24 protein-coding genes are annotated in these 26,877 nt (G+C 31.8%); 2 read left to right on the top strand and 22 right to left on the bottom strand.

Going from position 1 to position 26,877, the window contains the following annotated elements; genetic code table 11:
- Window positions 1–367 precede the first annotated feature (367 nt).
- From E4J94_RS05905 to E4J94_RS05875, 7 genes are all read right to left on the bottom strand, one after another.
- Window positions 368–4,834, bottom strand: coding sequence for an L-type lectin family protein (locus tag E4J94_RS05905; RefSeq protein WP_135834925.1), 4,467 nt, complete (start codon window positions 4,832–4,834; stop codon window positions 368–370).
- A gap of 49 nt (window positions 4,835–4,883) precedes the next feature.
- A complete protein-coding gene (locus E4J94_RS05900; protein ID WP_135834924.1) occupies window positions 4,884–5,570 on the bottom strand; it encodes a hypothetical protein in 687 nt (228 codons plus the stop codon).
- Window positions 5,571–5,728: 158 nt separating this feature from the next.
- A complete protein-coding gene (locus E4J94_RS05895; RefSeq protein ID WP_135834923.1) occupies window positions 5,729–6,949 on the bottom strand; it encodes a bifunctional folylpolyglutamate synthase/dihydrofolate synthase in 1,221 nt (406 codons plus the stop codon).
- 100 nt (window positions 6,950–7,049) lie between these two features.
- On the bottom strand, window positions 7,050–8,210 hold the full coding sequence (gene nhaA, locus E4J94_RS05890) for a Na+/H+ antiporter NhaA (RefSeq protein WP_135834922.1): 1,161 nt from the start codon (window positions 8,208–8,210) through the stop codon (window positions 7,050–7,052).
- Between the two features lie 83 nt (window positions 8,211–8,293).
- Entirely contained in the window at window positions 8,294–9,508 is a 1,215-nt protein-coding gene (locus tag E4J94_RS05885; protein ID WP_135834921.1) for a sterol desaturase family protein, read from the bottom strand.
- A gap of 2 nt (window positions 9,509–9,510) precedes the next feature.
- Window positions 9,511–10,224, bottom strand: coding sequence for an alpha/beta fold hydrolase (locus tag E4J94_RS05880; RefSeq protein WP_135834920.1), 714 nt, complete (start codon window positions 10,222–10,224; stop codon window positions 9,511–9,513).
- A gap of 69 nt (window positions 10,225–10,293) precedes the next feature.
- On the bottom strand, window positions 10,294–11,349 hold the full coding sequence (locus E4J94_RS05875) for an anhydro-N-acetylmuramic acid kinase (RefSeq protein WP_168801829.1): 1,056 nt from the start codon (window positions 11,347–11,349) through the stop codon (window positions 10,294–10,296).
- Between the two features lie 114 nt (window positions 11,350–11,463).
- Between E4J94_RS05875 and glyA the strand changes: the two genes are divergently transcribed.
- Window positions 11,464–12,738 (top strand): serine hydroxymethyltransferase, encoded by a 1,275-nt coding sequence (gene glyA / locus E4J94_RS05870; protein WP_135834919.1) that lies wholly within the window; start codon window positions 11,464–11,466, stop codon window positions 12,736–12,738.
- Window positions 12,739–12,899: 161 nt separating this feature from the next.
- On the opposite strand, the gene E4J94_RS05865 is transcribed toward glyA, so the two are convergent.
- From E4J94_RS05865 to E4J94_RS05825, 9 genes are all read right to left on the bottom strand, one after another.
- The gene (locus tag E4J94_RS05865) at window positions 12,900–13,298 is read right to left on the bottom strand and encodes a hypothetical protein (protein ID WP_135834918.1); all 399 of its coding nucleotides are present in this window, start codon (window positions 13,296–13,298) and stop codon (window positions 12,900–12,902) included.
- An 88-nt stretch (window positions 13,299–13,386) separates the two neighbouring features.
- Window positions 13,387–14,259 carry an ATP synthase F1 subunit gamma gene (gene atpG / locus E4J94_RS05860; RefSeq protein WP_135834917.1) on the bottom strand — a complete coding sequence of 291 codons (873 nt, stop codon included), beginning with the start codon at window positions 14,257–14,259 and terminating at the stop codon, window positions 13,387–13,389.
- Between the two features lie 71 nt (window positions 14,260–14,330).
- Complete coding sequence (gene atpA, locus E4J94_RS05855) at window positions 14,331–15,905, bottom strand: F0F1 ATP synthase subunit alpha (RefSeq protein ID WP_135834916.1); 1,575 nt, start codon at window positions 15,903–15,905, stop codon at window positions 14,331–14,333.
- An 11-nt stretch (window positions 15,906–15,916) separates the two neighbouring features.
- Entirely contained in the window at window positions 15,917–16,477 is a 561-nt protein-coding gene (atpH, locus tag E4J94_RS05850; RefSeq protein WP_135834915.1) for an ATP synthase F1 subunit delta, read from the bottom strand.
- 2 nt (window positions 16,478–16,479) lie between these two features.
- Window positions 16,480–16,974 (bottom strand): F0F1 ATP synthase subunit B, encoded by a 495-nt coding sequence (locus E4J94_RS05845; RefSeq protein WP_135834914.1) that lies wholly within the window; start codon window positions 16,972–16,974, stop codon window positions 16,480–16,482.
- Between the two features lie 96 nt (window positions 16,975–17,070).
- On the bottom strand, window positions 17,071–17,280 hold the full coding sequence (gene atpE / locus E4J94_RS05840) for an ATP synthase F0 subunit C (RefSeq protein WP_013598300.1): 210 nt from the start codon (window positions 17,278–17,280) through the stop codon (window positions 17,071–17,073).
- Between the two features lie 55 nt (window positions 17,281–17,335).
- Window positions 17,336–18,469, bottom strand: a complete 1,134-nt coding sequence (gene atpB, locus E4J94_RS05835) for a F0F1 ATP synthase subunit A (protein ID WP_135834913.1) — start codon at window positions 18,467–18,469, stop codon at window positions 17,336–17,338.
- A 78-nt stretch (window positions 18,470–18,547) separates the two neighbouring features.
- Entirely contained in the window at window positions 18,548–18,928 is a 381-nt protein-coding gene (locus E4J94_RS05830) for a hypothetical protein (RefSeq protein WP_135834912.1), read from the bottom strand.
- A gap of 5 nt (window positions 18,929–18,933) precedes the next feature.
- Window positions 18,934–19,149, bottom strand: a complete 216-nt coding sequence (locus E4J94_RS05825; protein WP_135834911.1) for an AtpZ/AtpI family protein — start codon at window positions 19,147–19,149, stop codon at window positions 18,934–18,936.
- 32 nt (window positions 19,150–19,181) lie between these two features.
- On the opposite strand from E4J94_RS05825, the gene dusB reads away from it, so the two are divergent.
- Window positions 19,182–20,177, top strand: a complete 996-nt coding sequence (dusB, locus tag E4J94_RS05820) for a tRNA dihydrouridine synthase DusB (RefSeq protein ID WP_135834910.1) — start codon at window positions 19,182–19,184, stop codon at window positions 20,175–20,177.
- Between the two features lie 78 nt (window positions 20,178–20,255).
- Here the strand turns inward: dusB and E4J94_RS05815 are convergent, their stop codons facing one another.
- The 6 genes from E4J94_RS05815 to E4J94_RS05790 all read right to left on the bottom strand — a co-directional run bounded on the left by E4J94_RS05815 (window position 20,256) and on the right by E4J94_RS05790 (window position 26,869).
- Window positions 20,256–20,552, bottom strand: a complete 297-nt coding sequence (locus tag E4J94_RS05815; protein ID WP_135834909.1) for a hypothetical protein — start codon at window positions 20,550–20,552, stop codon at window positions 20,256–20,258.
- Window positions 20,553–20,631: 79 nt separating this feature from the next.
- On the bottom strand, window positions 20,632–21,081 hold the full coding sequence (locus E4J94_RS05810; RefSeq protein ID WP_135834908.1) for a DoxX family membrane protein: 450 nt from the start codon (window positions 21,079–21,081) through the stop codon (window positions 20,632–20,634).
- An 82-nt stretch (window positions 21,082–21,163) separates the two neighbouring features.
- The gene (locus E4J94_RS05805; RefSeq protein ID WP_135834907.1) at window positions 21,164–22,225 is read right to left on the bottom strand and encodes a DUF2891 domain-containing protein; all 1,062 of its coding nucleotides are present in this window, start codon (window positions 22,223–22,225) and stop codon (window positions 21,164–21,166) included.
- A gap of 21 nt (window positions 22,226–22,246) precedes the next feature.
- Window positions 22,247–23,281, bottom strand: a complete 1,035-nt coding sequence (locus E4J94_RS05800) for an alpha/beta hydrolase (RefSeq protein ID WP_135834906.1) — start codon at window positions 23,279–23,281, stop codon at window positions 22,247–22,249.
- A 110-nt stretch (window positions 23,282–23,391) separates the two neighbouring features.
- Window positions 23,392–25,320: a putative porin gene (locus E4J94_RS05795; protein ID WP_135834905.1), complete on the bottom strand. Its 1,929-nt coding sequence runs from the start codon at window positions 25,318–25,320 to the stop codon at window positions 23,392–23,394.
- A 106-nt stretch (window positions 25,321–25,426) separates the two neighbouring features.
- Window positions 25,427–26,869 carry a RagB/SusD family nutrient uptake outer membrane protein gene (locus tag E4J94_RS05790; RefSeq protein WP_135834904.1) on the bottom strand — a complete coding sequence of 481 codons (1,443 nt, stop codon included), beginning with the start codon at window positions 26,867–26,869 and terminating at the stop codon, window positions 25,427–25,429.
- Window positions 26,870–26,877 lie beyond the last annotated feature (8 nt).

Here is a 26,877-nt window from a genome sequence, read left to right as displayed (position 1 = left end):
CTCGGAATCGGGTTGCAAAGGTAATACTTATTTCTAAACTCGCAAATTTTATTTTAAATAAATTTTTGTCGCTATATAAGCCCTTATGTCAACTACAATACTACTCGTCTTTCGTATTGGGATTGCAAATATACGGTTGGATTATTCGTTTTTCCAAACATACTTTACATTTATTTTACATTATTTCCTTAAGTGATTGGTATAACGCAAAATATTTTTTGAAAGTTTTATCAAATAGCTAAATTTTCCATACAAAAACTCAAGTTCAATCTAGTAAATGGATACTTTGTGGTTGTAAATTATAAAAAAAGAGAGCATATTTAAATATACTCTCTCTTAAAATCAAAAATAGTTTTAAGCTATTAGATTATTTTGATCCAAATTTTATTACTGGATTTACAATCGCCTCATTACAATTTTTTAGTTTTACTCTTAAATATTGTGGATTACCATAATTTTGACCTTGACGTTTTGTTTGAACTTTAACTAAAATAAGTTCCTCTTTTTCAAATTCAGTATATAATCTATCTATATGATAATATTTTAATCCTGAATTCAAATGACTAAATCTTAGAGTTGAATTAGGAATATCTTCAACTTTAGTAATTGTTTTTATAGGATTTCCTTCCCTATCTACTAATTGAGTTCCGTCTTCATTAATATATGGTTCTCCAAATTCTAAAATTTTCGCAAATGAAATTTCATAATCTGTACAATAATCTGGACTTTGAATCGCTAATAATTCTGCCGCACATATTGTAGACACCTCTTTTGGATCATTTTGTCCTTCGAATAACATCATAGGTGCAATTCTGATATCGTGAATATGTAGCCCGTCACCTAAGTTTACATTTACAGTATTGAACTGTTCTATTTCGAAACTATCAAAAGGAATCGTAATTGGTCTTGAAATTACAGCTCTACGTTTATCTTTAAAATTAAACAATCCTATGTCTAGAATTCTAAATTTTTCCATTCGTTCTTCACCTACTTTAGTATCTCCTAAATAATAAACAATTTTAAAGTTTCCTAACTGTAGTAAACTTAGATTTAAAATATTTATATTAGGATAGGCTAAGGTAATTTGAACTTGATCTCCTGGACGAGCAGGTTGTTTCAAATGAGTACGAAGAAACTGCTTGTTTAATACACCTGCAGTAGCATTGAACAATGTATAACTATCGTAACTATCATCTACTGCATAATATGGATGAACAACAGAAGCTAAGCCGCTTGCTACATTTAATACTTCTGAACGGTTACCCCAGGTTACATCATTAGTAAATTCATTCAGTTTAATATTTTTGTTATTAATTCCAGTTATTTTCACCCCATCCACGTCTCTTTGCTCTGTAGGATATAAAAGTGAAGCTGGTGGATTAACAATAATATCCTCTTGAGGTGTATAACTTGGAGAATTAATATTTTCCTCTTCTTCTATATAAGCATAAAAAACTGTCGCTAAATCTGCTACACCTAATAAAGATCCTAACTGAATACGTATTCCATTATAATCTACAGGCACACCTTTACTAGAAGGTGTAAAAGAAAAATGAAATACATTATCTCCTTTTAATAAATCTAACAATCCTCCTTTTACAGCTGAATAACTCCCAACATTAGATGCATTAAGCAAACCTAAATTACCAGTTGTTACACCAGCATCTGTTTTACGTCCCACAATACTTACAGCACCAGCTAATTTTACACCAGAATATTGTTCTCCTAATTTTACTGTAACTTTTTTACCTTTTAATTCAGATGGAGTATATAAAGTTCCATTAGGTTTTGTAAAATACAAATCGATACCAACAGTACCTATTCCTAAAATAACAACTCCTCCTGTAATTGTAGCATAATCTGCACGGTTACCATTTACAGCATTATTTTTATTCGCTACACCACTTAATCCAGAGGTCCAACTAATTGCATTTGTTGCAAATATTTTTTTGTTTACTGTATTACAATCTTCTAAATTATATACCATTAATCGGATTGTAGAATAACTAACACAACCTTCTTTAGCTGCAGCTGATGTAGTTATTGCTTCTACTGTAAAAGAATATTCTCCTTTCTTAAGTCCAGAAACTGAGTTTCCAACTACTTGTCCTTGAGAATCAAATATTTTAATCGTTGAAGGAAGTTTTGCAGAAATTGTAGGAAAAGTAAACGCATCTCCTTCTTTTACAGCAAAAGAATTAACTCCTTCTGGTAAAATAATTTCATTCTCTTCTTGAACATTAATTGTGACTTCATTAGATGTTGCAGAAACATTATCACTTCCTCCTAAAATCATATTCATTTTAGCAACTCGTCTTACTTTTGTTTTACGTGTTACGTTGGTTAATTTGATTGATTGTTGTCCTGCGACCTCTACATTTCCATCATCATTTTTTATATCTTCACTTTTATTCCATGTCACCCCATCGTCAAAGCTTATTTCCCATGTATAGATAAATCTTGAAGTTTGAGGCGAAGTCGCTTTTTGCAACTCTAAAACCTCTATTTCTCCACCATAACAAATTATTTTCTCATTAACTTCTGCTCCACTTGTTAAAGTAATTTTTCCTGGATCTGGGAAACCTACATCTACCTTAACTAAAACTTGATTATTATCACAAGCACTTTTATACATAAAAGAGAATGATTGACTCGTTGCTGTTGGAACTAAATAGTTCGATGGAATCTCAGTCGTACCATCAACTAAATAAAATTTATATCCGTTTGTATTTGGTCCTAAATCAGCTATTTCACCAACAGTTATTTTATCATGCTGATTTACTTTTTTTGTTGATACATTAGGAACTTGGGTAGCATTACTCCAAAAAACAGAAACAAAATTTGTGTTGTTAGATAAATCTCCATCAATATTCGTATTAGACGCGTTTAAATAATTTAGAGAAATATTAAGTGAATTTATATTATTCTCTGTAGAATTCAATAATTGATTCCAATCTTTCGTAAACTGTAAAGTAATTGTACTATTTGCAGGTATAGTTGTGTTATCCTTTAAAGTAAATATATAATCATATGTAGTATTAGCATTATAACTTTCACTCATATTCCACTTACCATTATCACCTAATCCTGTATCAAATGTTTCAATTTTATTGTATCCAGCAGCATTACTTACATTAAACTTCACATTTACCTTATCACTTGCAGATGCTATAATAGGAAATGGTGAATTGTTTTTAATTGTTAATGTATAATTATTTTTTTTATCATTATATCCACATTGATTATCTACTAAACTTGTTATTGATAAATCATTTTCCTTATCATAAAAAATTACATTTGCTATAGAACAAGTTCCATTCAAATTACAAATTTGGTATTGCAATGGCTTTGTAGGCATTTGTGTTCCTGCAACAATATTAACTTGTCCTGTTTTTGTATCTAATGTAATTCCTGATGGCCAAGTACCTATAGTTGATATTATCGCATTCTTATTTGCTCCATCAAAGAATAACACTGTATTAAGTCCATCTAATTTATCATTTGTACCTAAAAATAAATTTGTTGAACCCCATCTGTAAATATCGTCATTTGCTTTTAAAATATCTGTCAATACAAATGCTGAATTATTTTCTAAATTATCATCTTCGAAAAGAATAGAATTTACAGAAACATCATTCTTGATTCTACTTCCATTAATAGCGCCTACATATCGTCCAACAATGGTTACTTTTCCTTCAGTAAATTTCTCTAACCCTAGTGTTCCTGTAATTTTATTATTATTATTCTGCAGCAAAGAATTACTAGTGTCTACAAATCCTGAAAGTAAAATAGACTCTACAACAAACTGATTCGCATTCAATTGAATACCATTCGCATCTTGAATTATATCTACAAATTGTATATCTGAAACTTTAGCACTTTGAAAATTACTAACTTCTATAGTGTATGTTATCTTATTTGCATCAGGGTTAGAAGCATTAGCTTCAGCTAGATGTGTTTTATCTGCTGATTTTTTAACACTAATCCCTCCAGGTGTTTTTACCGTTACATTTCTAATTTCATGGTAGTTTGTGCTACCTCCTGTAGATCCCGCAAAACCTACTTTCAAGGTTTTAAAAGGTTTCTCTGAAGAAACTGTTGAAAAATGTTCAACAAAAGCTCCGGTTATACTACTTTTTAAAAATGTCTTGATTCTATAACTTCCTTTTTCAGGAGTTATCTCTATTTTTACTCTTCTATAGAAATTTGCATCACTTGGACGAACTGTTGCAATTTTAGTATAAGCTATCCCTGCACTATAAGCTTTTCCAAACAGATATTTATAGTCTGGAGCAATTCCTCTTATAGATACATAATTTTTATATAAACTAGAACCTGCTCCTCCATTTTTACCTTCAGAAGTCGAAGCATAGTTTCCATACTCATCAAATCCAATCCCTATATAGCCACCAGTCATACCAGCTCCAGAGTTACTTTTAGAATATCCTAAAGCTCCTCCAAAAGCCCCTGTCTTAAAAATATTAGTTCCAGTTGGACCATAATTACCATCAAATAAGAATACTGTAAATCCATCTGCGCCATTTCCTCCCCAAGTTTTGTAATCAAATTCTATTGTCACTCCTTGTTCAGAAGGAAATGTTTCATTTATATAAGCAAAACCTTTTTGATTACCAGTACTTGCTGTTAATCGCAACCAACCGTCACCAGTAGCATCACCTTTACCTGATGTTAGTAATGCATTATCACCTGTAATAACATTAGAACTAACACTAGAATTTTTAAAGCTTTCATCAATAATAAACTGTGCAGACAATGTAACACACAGAATAAAAAACTGAACACAAAGCAAAAACCTTAATTTATTCAAACTCATTTTATACTATTTTTCAATTTAAACAACATTGCTATGATTAAGCTATTCATTACTTAACTTTCAATACTATATTCATGAAAGATCCTGTTCTTATTATCGCACTTGGATTTACTTTATATGTTAGTTCTCCTAAAGCACTAACTTTAATATCTGTAAATACTGAGCTATCTGCAAAAGTTACAAAATAGTCATACTTATCTCTTGTTAATACAAATTGATTCAAGCTTGAAGAACTAATACTAGACGCTACAGGTGTATTGAATTGTGTGCTGAATAAATCATATATTTTCACACTATAAGTAGAAGTGGCTGAATCATAAGAGTATGATAAATTGTTTGTATCCAAAACTCTTGCATCAGTTTCAACCGTAGGTAAAACAACTGAAGGCATATAAAAGAAGCCTGGGCTAGTATTGCCTGAAGATAACTTAACCCAAACAGATCCATCAAAATAATAGAATCCTTCTTTATCGATGTGAATAGCTGTTCCTGTTTGAGAACCTGTTGTTGTACTATTAACATAAATCATTGTAGATTTTTCTACACTTTTCATGGACTGAGCTCTTTCTCTGTCGACTCTTGGAATCAAAACACCTTCTACTGAAGCACTTGTACCAGCTACACTAACAGCAGTAACATCTAAAGTAGCTTTTGGATCATCTGTACCAATACCTACCTGCGCTTTAGCAAATACAGCAGAAACTATAAATGCTAAAGCAAATAAACCTTTTTTCATAAATATTCTATTAACTAAACCACAACAAATATAATTTGTTTTACAATTTTTTACTAGTTAATAACAGAAAAAACAACAAAAGATAAGGAAAAATAAAAATTAAAGCAATTAACATCAGATAAGTCTATGTTTTGCAACGTTTAATAAATATTGTATTTTTATACAATTTCAGCAACAACAAAGGTACTTCCACCAATGTAGATCATATCATTTTCTTTTGAATTCAATTTTGCTGCAATTAATGCTTTTTCTACAGAATCAAAAAAGTGTTTGTCTTTGATATCTTCTGGAATGATTTTATACAATTCGTCAATATCGTATTTACGCGGAACATTTGGTTGACAAAAATAGTATATTGCTTTTTTAGGAAAGAAATTTAGAATAGATAAAACATCTTTATCATTCACAAATCCTAAAACTAAGTGCAATTGATTGTACGCTTGTTCATTTATTTGTTTCGAAACTTCTGCTAAACCGTGCGGATTGTGCGCTGTATCAGCAACAATTAATGGATGTTGTCCCAAAATATCCCAACGTCCACGCAAATTTGTATTTTTTACAACATTCAATAAGCCATTTGTAATATTTTCAGGAGAGACTGCCCAACCTTTTTTTTGCAATTGTTCAATAGCGGTTAAAACGGTACGTTTATTTTTGATTTGATAAGATCCTTTCAAATCTGAAGACAAATCTTGAAAATGTTTTTCTTCTGCAAAAATGATTTCAGCATTTCTATCTTTCGCTACTTGTTCAAAAACTGGTTTTGTTTCTGCAGTTGTTTCTCCAATTACAACCGCTGTATTTGGTTTTATGATACCAGCTTTTTCAAATGCAATTTTATCCAATGTATCACCCAAAAATTGGGTATGGTCTAAACCAATGTTCGTAATAACAGAAAGCTCTGGCAAAATAATATTTGTCGAATCTAATCGTCCACCCAAACCAGTTTCTATAATTGCGATATCTACTTTTTGCTGTGCAAAATATTCAAAAGCCATTGCAATTGCAATTTCAAAAAAAGATGCCTTTTGATCGATGATTTTTTGTTCATGTTTATTTACAAAATCAATCACAAATTCTTCATCAGCCATTGCACCATTTACACGAATTCGTTCACGGAAATCTTTGAGGTGAGGAGAAGTCGTTAAACCAGTTTTGAAACCAGCTTCCTGAAAAATAGAAGCCAACATATGAGACGTACTTCCTTTACCATTTGTTCCTGCAATATGAACCGTTTTAAACTTTTTCTGCGGGTTTCCTAAATATTCACATAAAGCTGTAATATTTGTTAAATCTGCTTTCATTGCTGATGCTCCAACACGTTGGAACATTGGTAAATTTGTAAACAACCAATCGATTGTTTCTTGATACGTTCTCATTTATTCAAAAATTTTACACGAAGTTACGGAATCATCTTCAAAAAAAAATCGAATTTCTCCGAAGAAAAATTCGATTCTATTATTTATGAATTGACTATTCTTAATCTGAATAATCTTGTTTTGTAGTTAATAATATTTTTAAAACAATAAATCCAACAATAGCAGCTGTTAACGAAGCTACTAAAATCATCAATTTCGCTTCATTTATATAGCTTGGGTCTTTGAAGGCCAACATCGAAACAAAAATGGACATTGTAAATCCAATTCCTCCTAAAATTCCGACACCAAAAACTCGTTTGAAATTTACTGCTGTAGGTAATTCACACAATCCTAATTTAACCGCAATCCATGTAAATAATGTAATTCCGACTGGTTTTCCTACAACTAATCCTAAGAAAATACCCGAAGCTAAAGGAATACTAAAATGCGCTAATCCTCCACCATCTATCGTAATTGCGGTATTTGCTAAAGCAAATAATGGTAGAATAATAAATGCTACTGGAATATGTAAAGCATGCTCCATTTTAGCTGAAAGTGATTTAGAATCGTCCTTATCAAATGGAATTGTAAATGCAACCAAAACTCCCGCAATTGTAGCGTGAATACCCGAATGCAACATAAACCACCAAACAGCAATCCCCCCAATGATATAAGGAATCATTGATTTTACTTTTAATTTATTTAAAGCGAAAAGACCTAACAAAATGGCAATTGCAATTCCGAATTGTGTAAAATCTAAAGGTAATTCTGGATTTGGATAAAATAATGCAATCACTACAATTGCTCCTAAATCGTCAATTACAGCTAAAGCTGTTAAAAATACTTTTAATGATAATGGAACTCTTTTTCCTAACATAGTTATAATAGCAACAGCAAAAGCAATATCTGTCGCCATCGGAATTCCAAAACCATGAATGGTATCCGTTCCTTTATTCGTCAAAAAGAAAATAAATGCAGGAATTAACATTCCTCCCAAAGCTGCAAAAACAGGTAAAATTGCTTTTTTAGTATCCGACAATTCACCTACAAAAACTTCTCGTTTTAATTCTAAACCAATCAAGAAAAAGAAAATAGCCATCAAACCATCATTAATCCAATGTGCAAAAGAATGCCCAAACATATCTGTTAACCAAATCGCATCATAAAATTCTGCAATTGGTGAATTGGCTAATAATAAAGAAAACGCAGTACAGAAAATCAATAAAATTCCTCCTGAGGTTTGGCTATGAAAAAATTGGTTAAAAAGTTTAGAAACTATCATTATATTTTTTTTAGTTTGGTAAAAATAATGAACTCGTTTTTAACCGCCTAATCTAAACGAAACAATAAGACCTAAATTATCATTTATATAATCTTCAAAATACTTTTTTGATACCAATTACTAAAATTAAACATCTTTTCGATGATAAAAACGAATAAAAAAGGTAAAATCAGCAAGAAATAATTGTGAGATTGAATGATAAAGAAGTTACAAAACACTAAAAATCTAATATGTTCTAAATAAGGCACCCATCTTTTTTGTTCTAATTGTGCACCAATATTTATTAATGTTATCAAAACAAATGCAACGAAGAAACCTTTGGTTAAATTATCAAATTGATCAAAGTAATATGTTAGAATACTCATCGCTACAAACGATAAAATCAATTGTAAATTGATATAACCTTTGTATTTGAAATGATAACTATTCACTTTATTTTTAGACATCCATTTCTTTTCAATAATTGGTCTTATTTCTTGATCCATTACCGCTGGACTTCCAAAATATATTGTCAATTTTTCTTTAATGGAGGATTTTCTTCGAGCAGCTTCATACAACTCTAAATAATAATGAAAATGTTGCCACAAAAAACTGTAACTATTGATAGGATGCGTCAATCCATACCTTGGTTTTTCTTCTTCTTTCTGAAAAGTACCAAACAATTTGTCCCAAAAAACAAATACATCTCCATAATTTTTGTCCAAATATTTTTCGTCAGAAGCATGATGAACACCATGAAGAGAAGGTGTTATAAAAATATATTCAAGCCATTTTTGTTTCTCCAAAATCTGCGTATGCGTAAAAAAAGAATACACGCCATGAACCACCAAAATCGTCATCACTAAATTTGGATGAAAACCAATAAAAGGCAAAATACACCAAAAAACATTGCGAACAATTGCTTGCAAAGTCGTGATACGAGCCGCAACTGTAAAATTAAATTCTTCAGATTGATGATGCACAATATGGGCTCCCCAAAAAATATTGACTTCATGTCCCAAACGATGATACCAATACCAGACAAAATCTGTCGCTAAAAGCATCACAACCCAAATCCACCAAGCATTTGAAATATCTAAAAGACTATAATTTTCGTAAATCCAAACATACAAATTGTAAAAACTTACCGTAATAAAAAGATTCAATAATCGTTCTGCAATTCCTATTGAAATATTAGAAACTGAACTTTCATATTTATAGATATTCTTTAATTTCTTCTTTTTAACAACTACATATTCAAGCCATAAAAAAAGAAAAAAAGCTGGTAAAGCAAAAGCTAAATACTCGGGATGATTCATTTTTAAGCACTTAAAAATTGATTGATATATTGATTAAAAAGTAACGGCTGCTCCATCATCGGCACATGACCGCAATGATCGATGTAAGCTAATTTTGCATTAGGTAAATGTGCAAAAAACTCTTCAGCAACATCTGGCGGTGTCACAATATCTTGTTTTCCCCAAACCAACAAAACCGGCTGATCAATTTTATGTAAAAGATGTTTCAAATTTTGTCGCTTTGCATCTCGCGCAATCGAAATTATAGACAAAGCTTTTGTAGGTGTATTGGCAGTTGAAAAGACATCATCAATCAATTCTTTTGTAACAACATTTTTTGTTTCAAAAACTTCTTCTACCTTATTTTTGATATACTCGTAATCTCGCACACGCACAAAAGAAGCCTGTAAATTGCTTTCATACAAACCAGAACTTCCAGCTAAAATCAATTTATCAACCAAATTTGGATGTGCCAACGCATACAGCAACGCAACATGCCCGCCCAAAGAATTTCCGATTAGTATTGGATTTTCAATTTTATTTGATTCAATATAATTTTCTAGAAATTGAACTAAATTTTGAAGTGAATTTCTTTTGAAATGAGTTGAAAATAAAGGAAATGTTGGTGTATAAACATTGTAATTTATTTCAAGATTCTTGATAACATTTCCCCAATTACTAAGGCTTCCAAATAAGCCATGAAGTAAAATAACATCTTTATTTTTTGAATATTTCATATCGTATTTATTCTTAGTTATCGAACAAATGTAAATAAAATATTTTAAACTCTATTAACTACATAGATTTTATAGGTTGTATATAACTCCAGACGAATGATCTCTGCTCGCTCCTGTTACAGAAGCCAAACAATTTATTTTGTTATGAACACGACGATAACCAAGGAATGCAAAGATTAAAGCTTCTTTAAAATCGATTAAATTATCATTTGGAATAATGATTTCAACATTCGTTAATTTTCGTAAACGATTGATAAAAAATAAATTCCGAACTCCTCCTCCAGTTATCAACACATTGTTGATATCGTATAAAGCAAAGATATTCTTAATTTGAATTACGAAATGCTCCACACAACTTCTCAGCTTATCTTCGATAGAAATATCGTACTTATCAACAATTGTTAAAAACTTAGATTCAACCCATTCATAACCTAACGATTTTGGAAAAGATTGTTGATAAAACTCAAGTTCATTTAATTCTGCTACTAATTCATTGTTTACTTTTCCTTGTTCAGCAAAAACTCCATTCTCATCATATTCTTTTCCTAATTGTTTTGAGTAATGATTCAGTACAATATTGATCGGACAAATATCAAATGCAATTCGTTTTTCTTTTCTATTTAACGAAATATTAGAAAAACCACCCAAATTAAGACAAGCATCGTATTGATTAAATAACAATTCGTCACCAATTGGAACCAAAGGCGCTCCTTGTCCTCCCAAAACAACATCTTGCGTACGAAAATCGCACACCACTTTTTGTTGACAACGCGAAGCTATTGCAGCTCCATTTCCGATTTGTAAAGTAAATGACTTTTGTGGTTGATGAAAAATTGTTTGTCCATGTGAAGAAACAAAATCGACTTGTTGAATATCATTTCTTTGAATAAATTCCTTCACTTGCTCCCCAAGAAAATAACCAAACTCTACATCTAGTTGGCATAAATCCATTGCCGAATATTTATACGCTTCAGCTAGTTTTGTTCGCCAATCTGATGAATAATTAATAGTTTCTGCTTGCAAAATTTCAAAATAGTTATCATCATCAAAACGAACATAACAAATATCTAAACCATCTAAAGAAGTTCCAGACATTAAACCAATGCAAAAAGTAGAATTTATCATGTTGTAAATTTAAAGAAAATAGGAAAAGAAATAATCTTTCAAAAAGGTCCTTTTTAAGATTTTAAATCTTATCCGAAAATCTTATATTTGACTTATAATAAATACAAACAAAACATGGCACAAGATGTAATCTTCGATTTGATTGAAGAAGAAAAAGAAAGACAATTAAACGGAATTGAATTAATCGCGTCAGAAAACTTTGTTTCGGACAACGTAATGCGCGCGATGGGTTCTGTTTTAACAAATAAATATGCAGAAGGTTATCCTGGAAAGCGCTACTACGGTGGTTGCGAAGTTGTAGACGAAGTGGAAACTATTGCAATTGATCGTTTGAAAGCGTTGTTTAATGCAGAGTACGCGAACGTGCAACCTCACTCAGGTTCTCAGGCGAATGCGGCTGTTTACTTAGCGTGTTTGAAACCAGGAGACAAGATCTTAGGATTCGATTTATCGCACGGAGGTCACTTAACACACGGTTCTCCTGTTAATTTTTCTGGGTTAACTTACCAAACTTCTTTCTATGGAGTAGATAAAGAGACGGGGAGAATTGACTACGAAGCTATGGCAGAAACTGCTCGTAAAGAGAAGCCTCAAATGATAATTTGTGGTGCTTCTGCTTACTCAAGAGATATAGATTATGCTAAATTTCGTGAGGTAGCTGATGAAGTTGGTGCTTTGTTATTGGCTGATATCTCGCATCCTGCTGGGTTAATTGCCCGCGGAATCTTAAACGATCCTATGCCTCATTGTCATATCGTAACGACGACAACTCACAAGACTTTACGTGGTCCTCGTGGTGGAGTTATTATGATGGGAAAAGATTTTGAGAACCCTTGGGGAGCAAAAACTCCTAAAGGTGAAGTGAAAATGATGTCTCAAATCTTGAACGGAGCAGTATTCCCTGGTACACAAGGTGGTCCTTTGGAGCATGTAATCGCGTCTAAAGCTGTTGCTTTTGAAGAGGCTTTATCTGACGGTTATATGGACTATATTGTACAAGTTGTGAAGAATGCAAAAGCATTGGCTGCGGCATTAGTTGCAAAAGGATACGACATTGTTTCTGGAGGTACAGATAATCACTGTATGTTGATCGACTTACGTAACAAAGGTATTTCTGGGAAACAAGCCGAAAACGCTTTAGTTTTGGCAGAAATCACTTGTAACAAAAACATGGTTCCTTTCGATGATAAATCTCCTTTCGTTACATCAGGGATTCGTTTGGGTACGGCTGCTGTAACAACTCGTGGGTTGGTTGAAGCAGATATGCAAACTGTTGCTGACTTGATTGACGAGGTATTAATGAACATTGATAACGAAGAAATCATTGATGGAGTTGCAGATCGTGTGAACGAGTTTATGTCTTCTCGCCCATTATTTCAAATGAAATAAATAGAAACTTAGTTTCGATTATAACAATAGAAAAGTCCTGAGCATTGCTTAGGACTTTTTGTTTGATATAAAATATCGAGACATTTTGGTTAAAATCTCCTTAGGTTTTAGGTAAAATCACTTGACGTTTTTATTGAAATATCTTGAGGAAATATATTTGATTACAATTGTTCTTCATAAATTAATAAGTGATTATTAATTGTATCGATATAATATTTAGAATTAGACTTTAAACTATCATTCAGTAAATATAACTCAAACTTATTTGAAGCTTTAAACCAGTTTGGTTTATCAGATAATTCTTCGTCTTTATTATTCAGTACTAATAAATTTTGTTTAATAAATTCTTTTCTCCATTCTTTTGTAGTTTTTAATTCTATATACATGATATATTCGAATGTAAAATGAGAAGATTGCCAATATTTAGCATTAATTACTTCTACTTCTTTCGGAGGTTTTTCGCCGCTCCAATATGTATAAGCTTTAATTGGGTCAGTTGTATTTCTTTCTATACAAGAAGAAAAGTTAATGATTAGTAATAGAAGTATAAGTTTTTTCATGTATCAAATTTATTAATTTAAGGTAACAAAAAAAGCAACCTCTTTTGGAGATTGCTTTCTTTATTTAAAATAAGATAAGTCTTTGTTTTTACGCATTCAATGCTTCTGCACCACCAACGATCTCTAAGATCTCGTTTGTAATAGCAGCTTGACGAGCTTTGTTGTATTGAATTTTCAATCCTTTTTGTAGTTCGCTTGCGTTGTCTGTTGCTTTATGCATTGCAGTCATACGCGCGCCGTGCTCAGAAGCGTTAGCATCTAATACGGCTTTGAATAATTGCGTTTTCAACGTTTGAGGGATTAAGTCTCTTAAAATTTCTTCTTTCGAAGGGTTGAAGATATAATCTAACTCTGCTGAATTGTTTGCTTCTTCTTCAGTTTTCTCTAAAACGACTGGTAAAAATTGTTCGTCTTGTACAATTTGAACAGCTGCATTTTGAAATTGATTGTAGATAATTCTGATTTGATCAAAGTTACCTGCAGTAAATTTCTCTACTAAATCGTCTGCAATTTCAGCTACATCTGCAAAATTTAAATTATCCCAAATGCTTGATGCATTTTTATAGATAGTTTGTGTTTTACTAAAAGTATCATTAGCTTTTTTACCAATTGCTAAAATCTCTACGTGTTTACCAACTAATTCGTTCGCTAATAACGCATTTACTTTTTTGATGATGCTTGAGTTGTATCCTCCACATAAACCTCTATTTGAGTTAATAACGACTAAAAGTACTTTATTAACTTCGCGCTCTTCTGTTAATGCACCTCCTACTTCAGCTTCTAAAGTAGAACTTACATTTTGTAAAAGTTCACGTAATTTATCTGCATAAGGACGTAACTGTACGATAGAATCTGTAGCACGTTTTAGTTTTGCAGCAGAAACTAATTTCATAGCACTTGTAATCTGCATTGTAGAACCTACAGAAGTAATACGGTTACGTATATCTTTTAAATTTGGCATAATTCTATTTGAGATGAAGGATTAAAAGGAACTTAGAGATTCGGAAACCTCTAAGTTTCATTTATATTTTATTAGTATTTAGAAGTAGTTTCTGTGATAACTTTCTTCAATACATCCATAATTTCATCAGTCCATTTACCTAAACGGATAGATGTTAAAGTGTCTGCATATTTGTTGCGCATTAACTCAACAAAATCAGCTTGCCACTCTTTCACTTGGTTAACTGGAACGTTTTTCAACATACCGTTAGTACCCGCATAAATAACTGCTACTTGTTCTTCTACTGGAATTGGAGCGTTAACACCTTGTTTTAACAACTCAACGTTACGTTCACCTTTACCAATTACATTCATTGTAGCTGCATCTAAATCAGAACCAAATTTCGCGAAAGCTTCTAACTCACGGTATTGTGCTTGGTCTAATTTTAATGTACCAGATACTTTTTTCATTGGTTTTGTTTGTGCAGAACCACCAACACGAGATACAGAGATACCTACGTTGATCGCTGGACGAACACCTGAGTTGAATAAATCAGACTCTAAGAAGATTTGTCCATCTGTAATCGAAATTACGTTTGTTGGGATATATGCAGAAACGTCACCAGCTTGAGTTTCGATAATTGGTAAAGCAGTTAAAGAACCACCACCTTTTACGATACCTTTCATAGATTCTGGTAAATCATTCATTTGAGATGCAATTGCATCATCTTTGATTACTTTTGCAGCACGCTCTAATAAACGAGAGTGTAAGTAGAAAACGTCTCCAGGATATGCTTCACGTCCTGGTGGGCGACGTAATAATAAAGACACCTCACGGTATGCAACAGCTTGTTTAGATAAATCATCATAAACAATTAACGCTGGACGACCAGAGTCACGGAAAAACTCTCCGATTGCAGCACCTGCCATTGGAGCATATACTTGCATTGGAGCTGGATCAGATGCATTAGCAGCAACTACTACTGTATATTTATCTGCACCGTGGTCTTGTAATGTTTTCATAATTCCTGCTACTGTAGACCCTTTTTGTCCTACTGCAACATAAATACAGAAAACTGTTTCACCTCTATCGTAAAACTCTTTTTGATTTAAGATTGCATCTAAAGCAACAGAAGTTTTACCTGTTTGACGGTCACCAATGATTAACTCACGTTGTCCACGTCCAATTGGAATCATCGAGTCAATAGAAACGATACCTGTTTGTAATGGTTCATTTACTGGTTGACGATAGATAACTCCTGGAGCTTTACGCTCGATAGGCATTTCATATAATTGTCCTTCGATTGGTCCTTTACCATCGATAGGATTTCCTAACATATCAACAACACGTCCTAACATTCCTTCACCAACATTGATAGAAGCAATTTTGTTCGTACGTTTTACTGTGTCACCTTCTTTAATACCTTTTGAAGGTCCGAAAAGTACAATACCTACGTTGTCTTCTTCAAGGTTTTGTACCATTCCTTCTAACCCGTTTGAGAATTCTACTAATTCTCCGTATTGAGCATTGTCTAACCCGTAAACACGAGCAATACCATCCCCAACAGTTAGAACGGTTCCAACTTCTGCTAATTCAACTGCTGAATCGAAGCTAGAAAGTTGTTGTTTTAAAATAGCTGAAACTTCAGCTGGATTTATTTCTGGCATCTGTGAAATATTTAAAATTTAGGAATGAAATCGTTTTTCGAAAAATCTTTTTTAAGTGTAGCTAACTTAGTTTTAATAGATGAGTCTACTTGATTGTTCCCTATTTTTAATACGAAACCTCCAATTAAAGAAGCATCAACTTTGTTCTCTACTTTTACTTGACTATTTGCAGCTAAAGTTTGTTTTGCTTTTGCTACAATATTATCAATTGTATGTTGATCCAATTGTACTGCCGAAGTAATTTCTGCGGTTACAATATTATTTGCTTGATCATATAATGTTATGAACTGATCTGCAATTTTAGACAGGATATTCTCTCTACCATGTCTTACGACCAATGAAATGAATGTTTGAGAAGTTTTTGATAAAGATTTGAAAATCTCGTTCAAAGCAACTTCTTTTTTCTTCGCATCAATCACTGGAGAATTTAAGAAAATTCTTAAATCATCGTTAGATTTGATGATGTTGCTTACTTCATTCATTTCAGCATACACTACGTTTGTTTGGTTTGCTTCATTCGCAAACTCCATCAAACCTTTAGCATATCTATGTGCTGCTCTGAATCCTGCCATGATTAATTGAATTTAACTTGATCAATAACATCGTTCACTAAAGCTTCTTGAGCAGATTTATCTGCCAATTCTTTAGTTAAGATTTTTTCAGCAATTTCAATTGACAACTGTCCTACTTGATTTTTAATATCAGCCATAGCTGACGCTTTTTCATTTTGGATAGCTGTTTTAGCGTTTTCAATTAATTTGTTAGCTTCTACAGTTGCAGAATTTTTCGCCTCGTTGATGATATTTTCTTTCATTTCACGCGCTTCTTTCAAGATAGCATCACGTTCAGCACGAGCTTCTTTCATGATTTTCTCGTTTTGAGCGTTTAATAAAGCCATCTCTTCTTTCGCTTTTTTAGCTGCGTTTAATGCATCCTCGATAGATTGTTCTCTTTCTTTAACTGCAGATAAAATTGGTTTCCACGCTAATGATCTTAACAATACTAATAAGATGATAAATACGACCGCAGTCCAAAAAATAAGACCAACTGAAGGTGTAATTAAATCCATTGTGTGTATGTATTAAATTTTATTTTTTACTAATTAATTTTTTAATGAATTAGCTTCAATAACCAACCGTTATTGAAGCTAATTTTAATTCAAATATTATCCGTTACCTAATAACGCAACTACGATACCGAATAAACCTGCACCCTCGATTAAGGCTGCTGCGATAATCATAGCTGTTTGAATTTTTGAAGCCGCTTCTGGTTGTCTAGCGATTCCTTCCATAGCTGATCCACCGATTTTACCGATACCTAAACCAACTCCTAAAACTGCTAAACCTGCTCCGATTGCTGCAATACTTCCTGTCATGATAATTGTATTTAATTATTAAAAAATTATTTTATTGTTTTTTTATATTCTATTCTTAATGATGATCGTGTTCTGCTACTGCTGTCCCGATGAATAATGAAACTAACATTGTGAATACGAACGCTTGTAATGCCGCTACTAATAACTCTAAACAATAGATAAATAACGCTAATGGAATAGATCCACCTGCCATAGCTTCTGTTTGGAAAATAAAGATTAACGAAATTAACGACATAATGATGATGTGACCTGCTGTAATGTTCGCAAATAAACGAATCATTAAGGCAAATGGTTTTGTAACAATCCCGATTAACTCAATTGGAGCTAAGATTAACTTTACTGGAACTGGAACTCCTGGCATCCATAACATATGTCCCCAATAAGCTTTATTTCCTGAAAAATTGATTACAATTAAAGCTATAAATGCTAAAACAAATGTAACTGCGATATTTCCTGTAACGTTAGCTGCACCTGGTAACAATCCTAATAAATTGTTGATCCAAATAAAGAAAAATAACGTTAATAAATAAGGCATAAACTTCGCATATTTTTTCTCACCAATATTAGGAATCGCAACTTCATCACGAACAAAAACAATAATTGGTTCTATGAATCCTGCGATACCTTTAGGCACCATATTTCCTTTTTTGTAGTTAGATGCAACTGCAGAGAAAACTAAGATTAAAATAACGAAAGAGATTAACATAGATGCTACGTTTTTTGTAATAGAAAAATCTAATGGTTTTTCATTCTCTAAATGAATAGCTCCTTTCTCATCTACGTGAGGCTTGATTGTTCCTTGCGCATCTGTTTTGTAGATTTTTTCGTGGTAGTTGATATAGTAATTTCCATTACTTTCTACAACTGCCTCGTTGTGGTGAAATTTAGAAGACATAAAAACTTGTAAACCATTATCCCATAAAATAACAGGTAATGCAACACCTACACTTTTTTCACCTTCTCCCCATAAATGCCAATCGTGCGCATCTGCAATGTGGTGCATGATACCAGGCACTGGGTTAAATGTAGATTCGCCAGATTTCACTTTTGCAGCTTCCTCTTGACTTTTTACTTGCTCACTTTTAATTAACTCCTCAAACGTTTTTGGAAGACTTTCGTGCGGAACCGCTGTAGAAGCGAATCCGAAATTGAAAAGTAATAAAAACGCTAATAACGCTGAAAATTTCATGTATAATTCCTTTGTTTCTAAATTGCGTGCAAAATTATAGTAAATTAACCACTTACCAAAGTCAAATGCTAAAAATCATTAAACTTTTTTTAACTTTAAATTAATTAAGCGAATAAACACTAAAACTTCGGCTAGCAAAATTACAAAATAACTTATAATTAATTGCACTACATTTGATTTAATTTGTTCATTCACAACAACCAAAGCTAAAACAACTGCCATCTTTGCGATCATCCCGCCCATAAAGGCAAAGCCAACATATTCAGGAAACTTTATCTTTACAAAACAACCCACTTGTAAAATCATCAATGTGATTAATCCAATTATCAGATACATTTTTGGAACAATAAGCGGATTTTCGCTAAAATTATAATGTACTACAATTGTGTAATGAATTCCACAAAAAATTGCAACTAATACAATAAAAGCTATCGCTAAAAGAATAAATTTCTTAATCATTAAAATTATTTTTTTGGTAATTGTTTCAACATCAAATATAATCCTGCAAAAACACCCAGCAAAGATAAGCCAGCTGTCCATAATGGTTTATCTGTTTCTAATTTTTTATCCAAAAAAGTTCCTAGCCAAGTAAATAATGCAATCGTTATTGCCATTTGCATTCCCATACCAGAAAACTTTAAATATTGATTTACACCTTCGGTCTTTCGTTCTTCTTTCATAAGTTTTATGTAATTTTGCAAAAAATTATTTCGTGGTAAAGATAGGAAACATAGAATTACCAGACTTCCCTTTATTGCTTGCACCAATGGAAGATGTAAGTGATCCGCCATTTCGCCGTCTATGCAAAATGCATGGTGCAGACTTGATGTATACGGAGTTTATTTCTTCTGAAGGATTAATTCGTGATGCAATAAAAAGTCGTCAAAAATTAGATATTTTTGATTACGAACGTCCAATTGGTATTCAGATTTTTGGCGGAGATGAAGAAGCAATGGCAATGTCAGCTAAAATTGTAGAAACAGTACAACCAGATATTGTTGATATTAACTTTGGATGTCCCGTAAAAAAAGTGGTTTGTAAAGGCGCAGGAGCCGGTGTTTTAAAAGATATAGATTTAATGGTACGTTTAACAAAATCTGTTGTTGAAAGTACGCATTTACCAGTTACTGTAAAAACGCGTTTAGGTTGGGATTCTGACTCGATTAATATTTACGAAGTTGCCGAACGTTTGCAAGAAACAGGAATCAAAGCTTTAGCAATACATGGACGTACACGTACACAGATGTATAAAGGTCAAGCAAATTGGGAACCGATAGCAAAAGTAAAAGCAAACCCAAATATTGAGATTCCTATTTTTGGAAATGGAGACATTGATTCACCTCAGAAAGCCGTAGAATATAAAGAAAGATACGGTGTAGATGGTGTTATGATAGGCCGTGCAGCAATCGGTTATCCTTGGATCTTCGAACAAATTAAACATTATCGAGAAACTGGAGAATTGTTACCAGAACCAACAATTGTTAAGAGAATGGAGGCTGCTAAAAACCATCTAAATTGGGCGATTGATTGGAAAGGAGAACGAACAGGTATTTTGGAAACACGTATGCATTACACCAATTATTTCAAAGGAATTCCGAATTTCAAACCTTATCGTACAAAATTAGTTACGCAAGATAATCTTGTTGATTTAATGCAAACATTTGAAGAAATTGAAAAAGAATTTATTCCAACATTAGAAGAAATTTAATCGTTAGAGATAATTCATTAATATAAAAAAATCCACCAAAAAACTTGGTGGATTTTTCATTTAAACTTGAGACTATAATTAATTACAATTATCTACAAGCAGCACTTCTTCTGGATTAAGCGTATCATATTTCATCAATACAACTTCATCCACATCCGCTCTAGATCGTAAGGTAACTTCGTAAACTTCGTCATTTACAGGATACTGTATTGTAGCACTTGGACGCTTAAACGTTCCACTTGTTTCAACTACAACACCTTCCACGCATTTTCCCGTTTTTGCCAATTGATCTTCTAATTTCCCTTTAGAATATTGACTATATCCAAAAGCTGCAACACCTAAAACTGCGATTACGATATACAAATATTTTTTCATAGAATTAACTTTAATGTTTCTTATTAGTTTTGTTTGAAACAAATTTAGAAGCAATTCTATCGTTATAAAATCCCTATTATTAGCTAATTTTCAATATACAACATTGTTTATTAACCATTAATTGATCAATACTAAATAAATACTGAGATTGTACAGCAAGTAAAAATGCTGCTGTCGCACTTATCCAAACAGAATAATCAAAAGTAACTTTTACACCAAAGGCAATAGACATAGCTAGTGCAAAAATTGTTAAAAGTAAAAATGTACTTAGTGCTGTAATTCTAGTTTTAAATCCTATTAATAATAAAATAGAAAATAGAATTTCTAAAAATGTCGCACCATAGGCTCCTAATTGACTTAAATATTTTGGAAGAAAAAAAGTTAACGTACGAGTATAATCTTCAAAAGATGTCCAATTCCCCCAAGACACGTTTTCAGTCCAAATTCCAAATCGGTCAGCAACTGCTGAAAGCATGGAAAAAGCCAAAGCTATTCTTAAAAAAAACTGAGGAAGTCCTTGTTTTATCATAAGTATAAATTATTTTATACGACAAAACTAAATTAATGCTTCCTCAAAAATCTTAAACTAGATTAAGAAAGATTATTCGTAACTATTTTTCTGTTTCATACTTCGTTTTCAGTGCATAAAGTGCAAAAGTTCCCAACCAGTGACTTCCCATATAATCATCGTTAGAAATATTATTGAACGAATAATTGAAATGATGATTTGCCCAATCGTTCAAATAATTTAACTCTGGCAATTTTGCAGAAATTTGATACAAAGCTGTTGCTCGACTAAAATTTAATCCATCCAAATGTACCAATTGCCCATCCGTACGATCCGAAACAATTCCAGGTTTTAGCTCATGTTTTTTGTCAAACAATTGTGGTAAAAATGATTTCAACCATTTTTTATATTCATCATGCGGATGAATTTTAGATACTAACAAAGCTTCTTCCAAACAAGCAGAAAGAAAATCTGATCCACTTGGTTCGAAAGCAATATTGCAACTTTTATCTTTTAAATAAAGACGATTTCCATTATCAGTAATGACTTTTTCGAATGTTTTATCATTCACAGAACGTGCATAATCTATCGCTAAACTCAAACCAAAAGCCGTATTATCATGCGTTCCTGTACGAATTGGATAAACTAATTTCGGCAAATATTCTTTGTATCTAACAATAATCAAATCACTCAAAGGTTTCAGATTTTTTGCCCAAATTTGCGCATCTTTATCTTGCCAATTATTCAATTCCATTTGCAATTGTAACAACCAAGCCCAACCATAAGTACGCTCGAAATTCTTGTTATTTTTATCATTGAAAAAGGCCATTTCGACTGCAACATTTTCTGCTGTAATCAATTGATTTAACTCATTTCTAACCTGATTATTTTGATCCAATTCAGGAAAATCTTTCATCAATTTCACAATCGACCAAAATCCATGAACAGAAGAATGCCAATCAAAACAACCATAAAAAATTGGACGCAATTGCTTTGGCGTTTTCAAATCCTGATCACTTCCCAAAACATTTCCTAGTTTATTCGGATACTCAGTCTTGATACAATGCGTTGGTAATTCAAAAATCTTTTTAGCTTGATCTAATTGTAATTCTTGGGCAAAAGCAGTCGTCGTCAATAAAGTTGTTAAATAGAGTATTTTTTTCATCAAAATGTTTTTACCAAATTACTAATTTTTATTCGAGTCCAAGAATTTTTTCAATTCTTCTTTTGCTTGTAAACTTTCAGGAAAATTTTTCACATTTTGTTCAAAAAACTGTTTTGCTAAATCATTTTTCTTTTGTTTTACCAGATAATTTGCAACATTGTTAATATACGTTTCCGTTGGTTGAAAAGAATAATTCAATTTTCTAGAAATAGCTTCAAAAGAATCTTTTACCAAATTTGGTTGATTCGGAATCTCTTTAATATTCAAACGATAACCATCAAACTGCCAACGCAAATAATCAATCGAGCCAATCATCGGAACCGAACCATGTTCTTCGTCAACATATTGTTTGTAATGATAATTCAACGATTTATTCTTTGATGATTTCAAACGTTCGTCCACCTTTTTTATACTTTGATAATGGTCTCGTAAATGATCTGTATTTTGACTTTCACCAACTTGTGTTATCATCAAGAATCGATTCTCGAAAGAATGATTTTCTAAATTTAGATAAAGATTCAATAATTCTTTGTCATTAAACCAAACACTTGGATCGTGCGCAACATATCCATTGAAAGTTTTGGGATGGTTGTACAAGGTTTTCAACGCAAAATATCCACCTAAAGAATGTCCAATTAACAAACGAAAATCATTCACACGATAATTTTTCTGCATAAAAGGAAACAATTCATTTTGAATAAAATTCAGGAAATTAACATCATTTACATGTGTAAAATCTTTTGTTCGATCACCATTTTTATTCGTAATTCCAACAATAATTGATTCTGGCATTTCTGGATAAAAACCAGATTGAAATTTAGAAACTACACCTGTTAAAAACGTAAAATTAGATTCGGCATCTAACACATAAATCACAGGATAATTTACTTTTTGAAGTTTATTATTGGTATACGATTCTGGAAGATTCACCCAAATTTCTCGTTCAGTATTTAAGATTTTAGAACTTATTTTTTGGATTTCAGCAATTGATAATTTTTCTTGAGAAAAACCGATTTGAGAGAAAATCAAACAAAATAAAAGTAGGAATTTTTTCATGTATAAAATTTTCCTAAAAATAGCTATTTAGAATTATTCTACACAAATGATTTTGGACAGAAAAAACGACCTCATCAAGAAGTCGTTTTTCTATATAATTTGTATTTTTTTTAACTAAAAATATTCCATTTCAAGCCAAGTTGAAATTTGAAATCTCGGTACGGAACATTTGGCGCTGCAAAATAATCAGGTTGTTTTGTAAACGATGCATTGATATGTTCACCACGAATGTAAAAACGCATATTACGAACCTTGAAATTGATAAAAACATCCAAAATAGGATAACCTCCAATCTCTTGTATACTTGCTGGATCTTGCAATGCAAATTCGTTCAGAATTGGGATATAACGCAAACCATTGTATTTCGTAAAATATGTTGCATTAATACCAGCTTGCAGTTGAGCATTCTTGTTGAATAATTCTCCTTGCCAATACAATGTTTCACGAATCAAGAAATCTGGCAAAGGCATATATTCTTCGTTTTTCGTTACTTTTTGATATTGCGCTGTCGAAACTAAATTAATCTTTCCGAAACGTAAATGATTTTCACCTTTTATCTTGAAATAATTGATATTATCCGCCAATTGCTCATAATTCAAAATATCATTCAAATACACTTTATTGTCAATATTATAAATTGAAGCTTCTAAAGTCGTGTTGACTTTATCTAACTTTAATTTTGCAAAAAGATTTTGAACATTTTCGGTTTCAAATTTATTAACGTAATTAAAATTATTAAAGAAACTTTGGTTGTAAACAGCATTCAATGAAGGGATTTTCGACTGAATAACTGCACCAGCACTCAATGTATAACCTTCTATCGGCGTTACATCCAAAACCGCATCTACATTGTAAACACTTTTGTAATTATCAGATTGCAGATATTCAACATTTCCGTAAAGTTTCAACTTTTCATTCCAATCAAAATCTACCTTTCCAACAACTCCAAAAAGATTTTCCTCTATTTGCTTTGGAACTGCAACAATCGTCATTGCTTGATCAGCAAAAACACGTAAATTTTGAAATTTAACTCCTGCTTCTATCTTCACACGATCTGTCCATTGAAAACCAGCTGTTGTCGTATTGGATAAATCTGTAAAACTCTTTTTATTTTTGGTAGGAAGTCCTGCAATTATTGGTGTTGAATATAAATCTCCATTTGGCGAAGTATCTTCGTAGCGATATTTTTGTTTTTCGTACGAAAATTTATTCTTCAATTCGATTGGATTATAAAAAGTTGAATCTTTTTCATTCATCTTTTTTAAGATTCCGTATGAAGCATTCAATTCTATTCGACGCGCATCAAATTCAGACTTAGCTGTTTGTGAATTCACTGGAATATTACGTACATTCGTCATTCTACGATCATCTTGCAAAATAAAATCGTTAATATCTTCTATTCCTCCATTCTCATTATTTTTTAGATTTTGTGCTGCATAGTTCCACCACAATTTGAAACGTTCTGATTTTGTTTTATAGTTTGACGAAAAAACAAACGTATTATTTTGGGCTTTTTCATGCTTATAACGACCTTCAGAAATTAATCCGCGATAATGAAACGTATAATTGAATTGCTTGTTGATATTATGCGAAAATGTCGAAGACAAAAAGTTACCTTCCTTTACTCCATTTTCATAAATAAATTCTGTATATGGTGTTTTTACATCATAATATTTTATATCATTTGCGTAATAATAATTATACTTTTTACCTGTTGGCAACATCGACGGATTGAATGGCGTATCTTGATACTCCAAATCCACCACTACACCACCAACATTTGGAAAAAATAATTTTCCGAAAGCATCTCGTCTTATAAAATTTTGGTTATAGTAGTTTTTAATACTTAATGTAGTATCAAGCACTTCTGGTTTTCTACCATTTGTCCAAAACTTATAATCCTCGATTTTGGTTTTGTAATATGTAACCGAATCATTTGTTGATGATCCTTTTAATGGTTTTAAAATTTTTATAGAATCCTCTTGAGCCTGCGCTACAATGGTTACTAATAAAAATAAACCAATGATTGTTTTTTTCATCCTGTTGAATAAATCCTTACAAAAGTAATCTAAAATTGAGAGATACAAAAAAACCCACTTATTTCTAAGTGGGTAAATGTTATAAAATTTTTAATTCGTTAGTTTATTACCATAAAGGATGTTGAACTGCTAATGGATTAATAATCAATTGCCCTTCAGAGAAAGGAAATACAAAGTACTTACTACCTGCAGGTACATCACAGTTACCTGGGCAATTTGTTCCTTTATTGATTGGTAAATTATAACGTTTTAAATCTAGAAAACGTTGACCTTCACCAAAAAACTCTTTATTTCTTTCAGATAAAATATCGTTTAATAAGTTTCCTCCAGAATAAGCACTTCCATTTCTTAATGAAGCAAATTCATTTAAGTTAGTTAGAGCTTCTGTATTTTTACCTAATTGATATAAAGCTTCTACTCTATTTAAATAAGCCTCAGAAAATCTTAGAATTTTATTATTCCTCGTATAATTTCCCCCTGGCTGAGCAGCTCTCTCATGTTTAGCCATCCAAACACCTTTCGGATTATCTTCAACAGGTATTGAAGTAAAACTAAACAAATCTCTTCTTACATCTGATGTTCCAAAACTATCATAAAAAGTCTGTTTAGCAAGCAAACCTCTTTTTGATCCAGTTCTACTGTAAAACACACTTAATGAACTATTAACACCTGGATTGTTTAAAACATTCATATCTAACTCCCATATAGTTTCAGGTTGATTTTCAGCAACTATATCCTCTGAAGAAGAAAAATAGTTTTTAAAAGCATCTTTTGTTGTAGATGTAAAAAGTTTAAAACTTGAAGGAGAATTATTAATAATATCATCTGTTAAATTATATGCTAATTGAGCATCTCCATTTTGTTGTCTTGTTAAATAAACTCGTGACAACATTAATTTAGCTGCTGTTTTAGTAATATAAATTTTACTTGTCGTTTCTGCTTTAGCATTTTCTATTGCATAATTTAAATCTTCAACAATTAATTTATAAACATCACTAATAGATGATCGAGCTATTTTTTCATCAGGATTATAAGGGTAAACTGCAATTGGCACACCTATATCTTGATTAAGTCCTGATTTAGGAGATGCTGCATAATAGTTTAACAAATTAAAATAAGTAATTGCTCTCAAAAATCTAGCTTCAGCTTTGTACTGTTTATTCAATTGACTATCAGTCAATTCGTTATTAATCACAAAGTTTGCATTTTGAATAACATCATAAGCAGAACGATAAAAATTTATATCTCCTGTATTTATAGGATCATAATTCATCATAATTAAGCTTGTATATCCTCCAAAATTTTTATTACTTCTAAAAAAAGTATCTCCTAATAAATCTCCGTAAAAGAAAAAGTTGGAGCCATATAACGAAGTTGACGAAATTTTTAAATAAGTTCCCATTAGAAATTTATTTACATCTTCTTCTGATTTTATTGCATCTTCAATTATTTCTTCATAAGGAGGTTTTAAATCTATAATATCTTCACTACAAGAATTAAAAATATTTAGTGAAAGAATACAAGCTATTGTAAATATTGTTTTTTTCATTGAATTAA

Origin of the sequence: Empedobacter tilapiae, assembly GCF_004785645.1 — a bacterium.
Classification (GTDB): domain Bacteria; phylum Bacteroidota; class Bacteroidia; order Flavobacteriales; family Weeksellaceae; genus Empedobacter; species Empedobacter tilapiae.
Note: the sequence above shows the minus strand (reverse complement) of the source record. Positions and strands in the feature narration are given on the sequence as shown.

What these genes read in the sequence shown, in the direction of transcription:
- E4J94_RS05810 (WP_135834908.1), bottom strand. Translation starts at nt 21,081, where the DNA reads ATGATAAAACAAGGACTTCCTCAGTTTTTTTTAAGAATAGCTTTGGCT.
- E4J94_RS05885 (WP_135834921.1), bottom strand. Translation starts at nt 9,508, where the DNA reads ATGAATCATCCCGAGTATTTAGCTTTTGCTTTACCAGCTTTTTTTCTT.
- atpH (WP_135834915.1), bottom strand. Translation starts at nt 16,477, where the DNA reads ATGGCAGGATTCAGAGCAGCACATAGATATGCTAAAGGTTTGATGGAG.
- atpA (WP_135834916.1), bottom strand. Translation starts at nt 15,905, where the DNA reads ATGCCAGAAATAAATCCAGCTGAAGTTTCAGCTATTTTAAAACAACAA.
- E4J94_RS05865 (WP_135834918.1), bottom strand. Translation starts at nt 13,298, where the DNA reads ATGAAAAAACTTATACTTCTATTACTAATCATTAACTTTTCTTCTTGT.
- E4J94_RS05795 (WP_135834905.1), bottom strand. Translation starts at nt 25,320, where the DNA reads ATGAAAAAAACAATCATTGGTTTATTTTTATTAGTAACCATTGTAGCG.
- E4J94_RS05830 (WP_135834912.1), bottom strand. Translation starts at nt 18,928, where the DNA reads ATGATTAAGAAATTTATTCTTTTAGCGATAGCTTTTATTGTATTAGTT.
- E4J94_RS05805 (WP_135834907.1), bottom strand. Translation starts at nt 22,225, where the DNA reads ATGAAAAAAATACTCTATTTAACAACTTTATTGACGACGACTGCTTTT.
- E4J94_RS05875 (WP_168801829.1), bottom strand. Translation starts at nt 11,349, where the DNA reads ATGATAAATTCTACTTTTTGCATTGGTTTAATGTCTGGAACTTCTTTA.
- E4J94_RS05895 (WP_135834923.1), bottom strand. Translation starts at nt 6,949, where the DNA reads ATGAGAACGTATCAAGAAACAATCGATTGGTTGTTTACAAATTTACCA.
- E4J94_RS05845 (WP_135834914.1), bottom strand. Translation starts at nt 16,974, where the DNA reads ATGGATTTAATTACACCTTCAGTTGGTCTTATTTTTTGGACTGCGGTC.
- nhaA (WP_135834922.1), bottom strand. Translation starts at nt 8,210, where the DNA reads ATGATAGTTTCTAAACTTTTTAACCAATTTTTTCATAGCCAAACCTCA.
- glyA (WP_135834919.1), top strand. Translation starts at nt 11,464, where the DNA reads ATGGCACAAGATGTAATCTTCGATTTGATTGAAGAAGAAAAAGAAAGA.
- E4J94_RS05800 (WP_135834906.1), bottom strand. Translation starts at nt 23,281, where the DNA reads ATGAAAAAATTCCTACTTTTATTTTGTTTGATTTTCTCTCAAATCGGT.
- atpB (WP_135834913.1), bottom strand. Translation starts at nt 18,469, where the DNA reads ATGAAATTTTCAGCGTTATTAGCGTTTTTATTACTTTTCAATTTCGGA.
- E4J94_RS05880 (WP_135834920.1), bottom strand. Translation starts at nt 10,224, where the DNA reads ATGAAATATTCAAAAAATAAAGATGTTATTTTACTTCATGGCTTATTT.
- E4J94_RS05825 (WP_135834911.1), bottom strand. Translation starts at nt 19,149, where the DNA reads ATGAAAGAAGAACGAAAGACCGAAGGTGTAAATCAATATTTAAAGTTT.
- E4J94_RS05900 (WP_135834924.1), bottom strand. Translation starts at nt 5,570, where the DNA reads ATGAAAAAAGGTTTATTTGCTTTAGCATTTATAGTTTCTGCTGTATTT.
- E4J94_RS05905 (WP_135834925.1), bottom strand. Translation starts at nt 4,834, where the DNA reads ATGAGTTTGAATAAATTAAGGTTTTTGCTTTGTGTTCAGTTTTTTATT.
- E4J94_RS05790 (WP_135834904.1), bottom strand. Translation starts at nt 26,869, where the DNA reads ATGAAAAAAACAATATTTACAATAGCTTGTATTCTTTCACTAAATATT.
- E4J94_RS05815 (WP_135834909.1), bottom strand. Translation starts at nt 20,552, where the DNA reads ATGAAAAAATATTTGTATATCGTAATCGCAGTTTTAGGTGTTGCAGCT.
- atpE (WP_013598300.1), bottom strand. Translation starts at nt 17,280, where the DNA reads ATGACAGGAAGTATTGCAGCAATCGGAGCAGGTTTAGCAGTTTTAGGA.
- atpG (WP_135834917.1), bottom strand. Translation starts at nt 14,259, where the DNA reads ATGCCAAATTTAAAAGATATACGTAACCGTATTACTTCTGTAGGTTCT.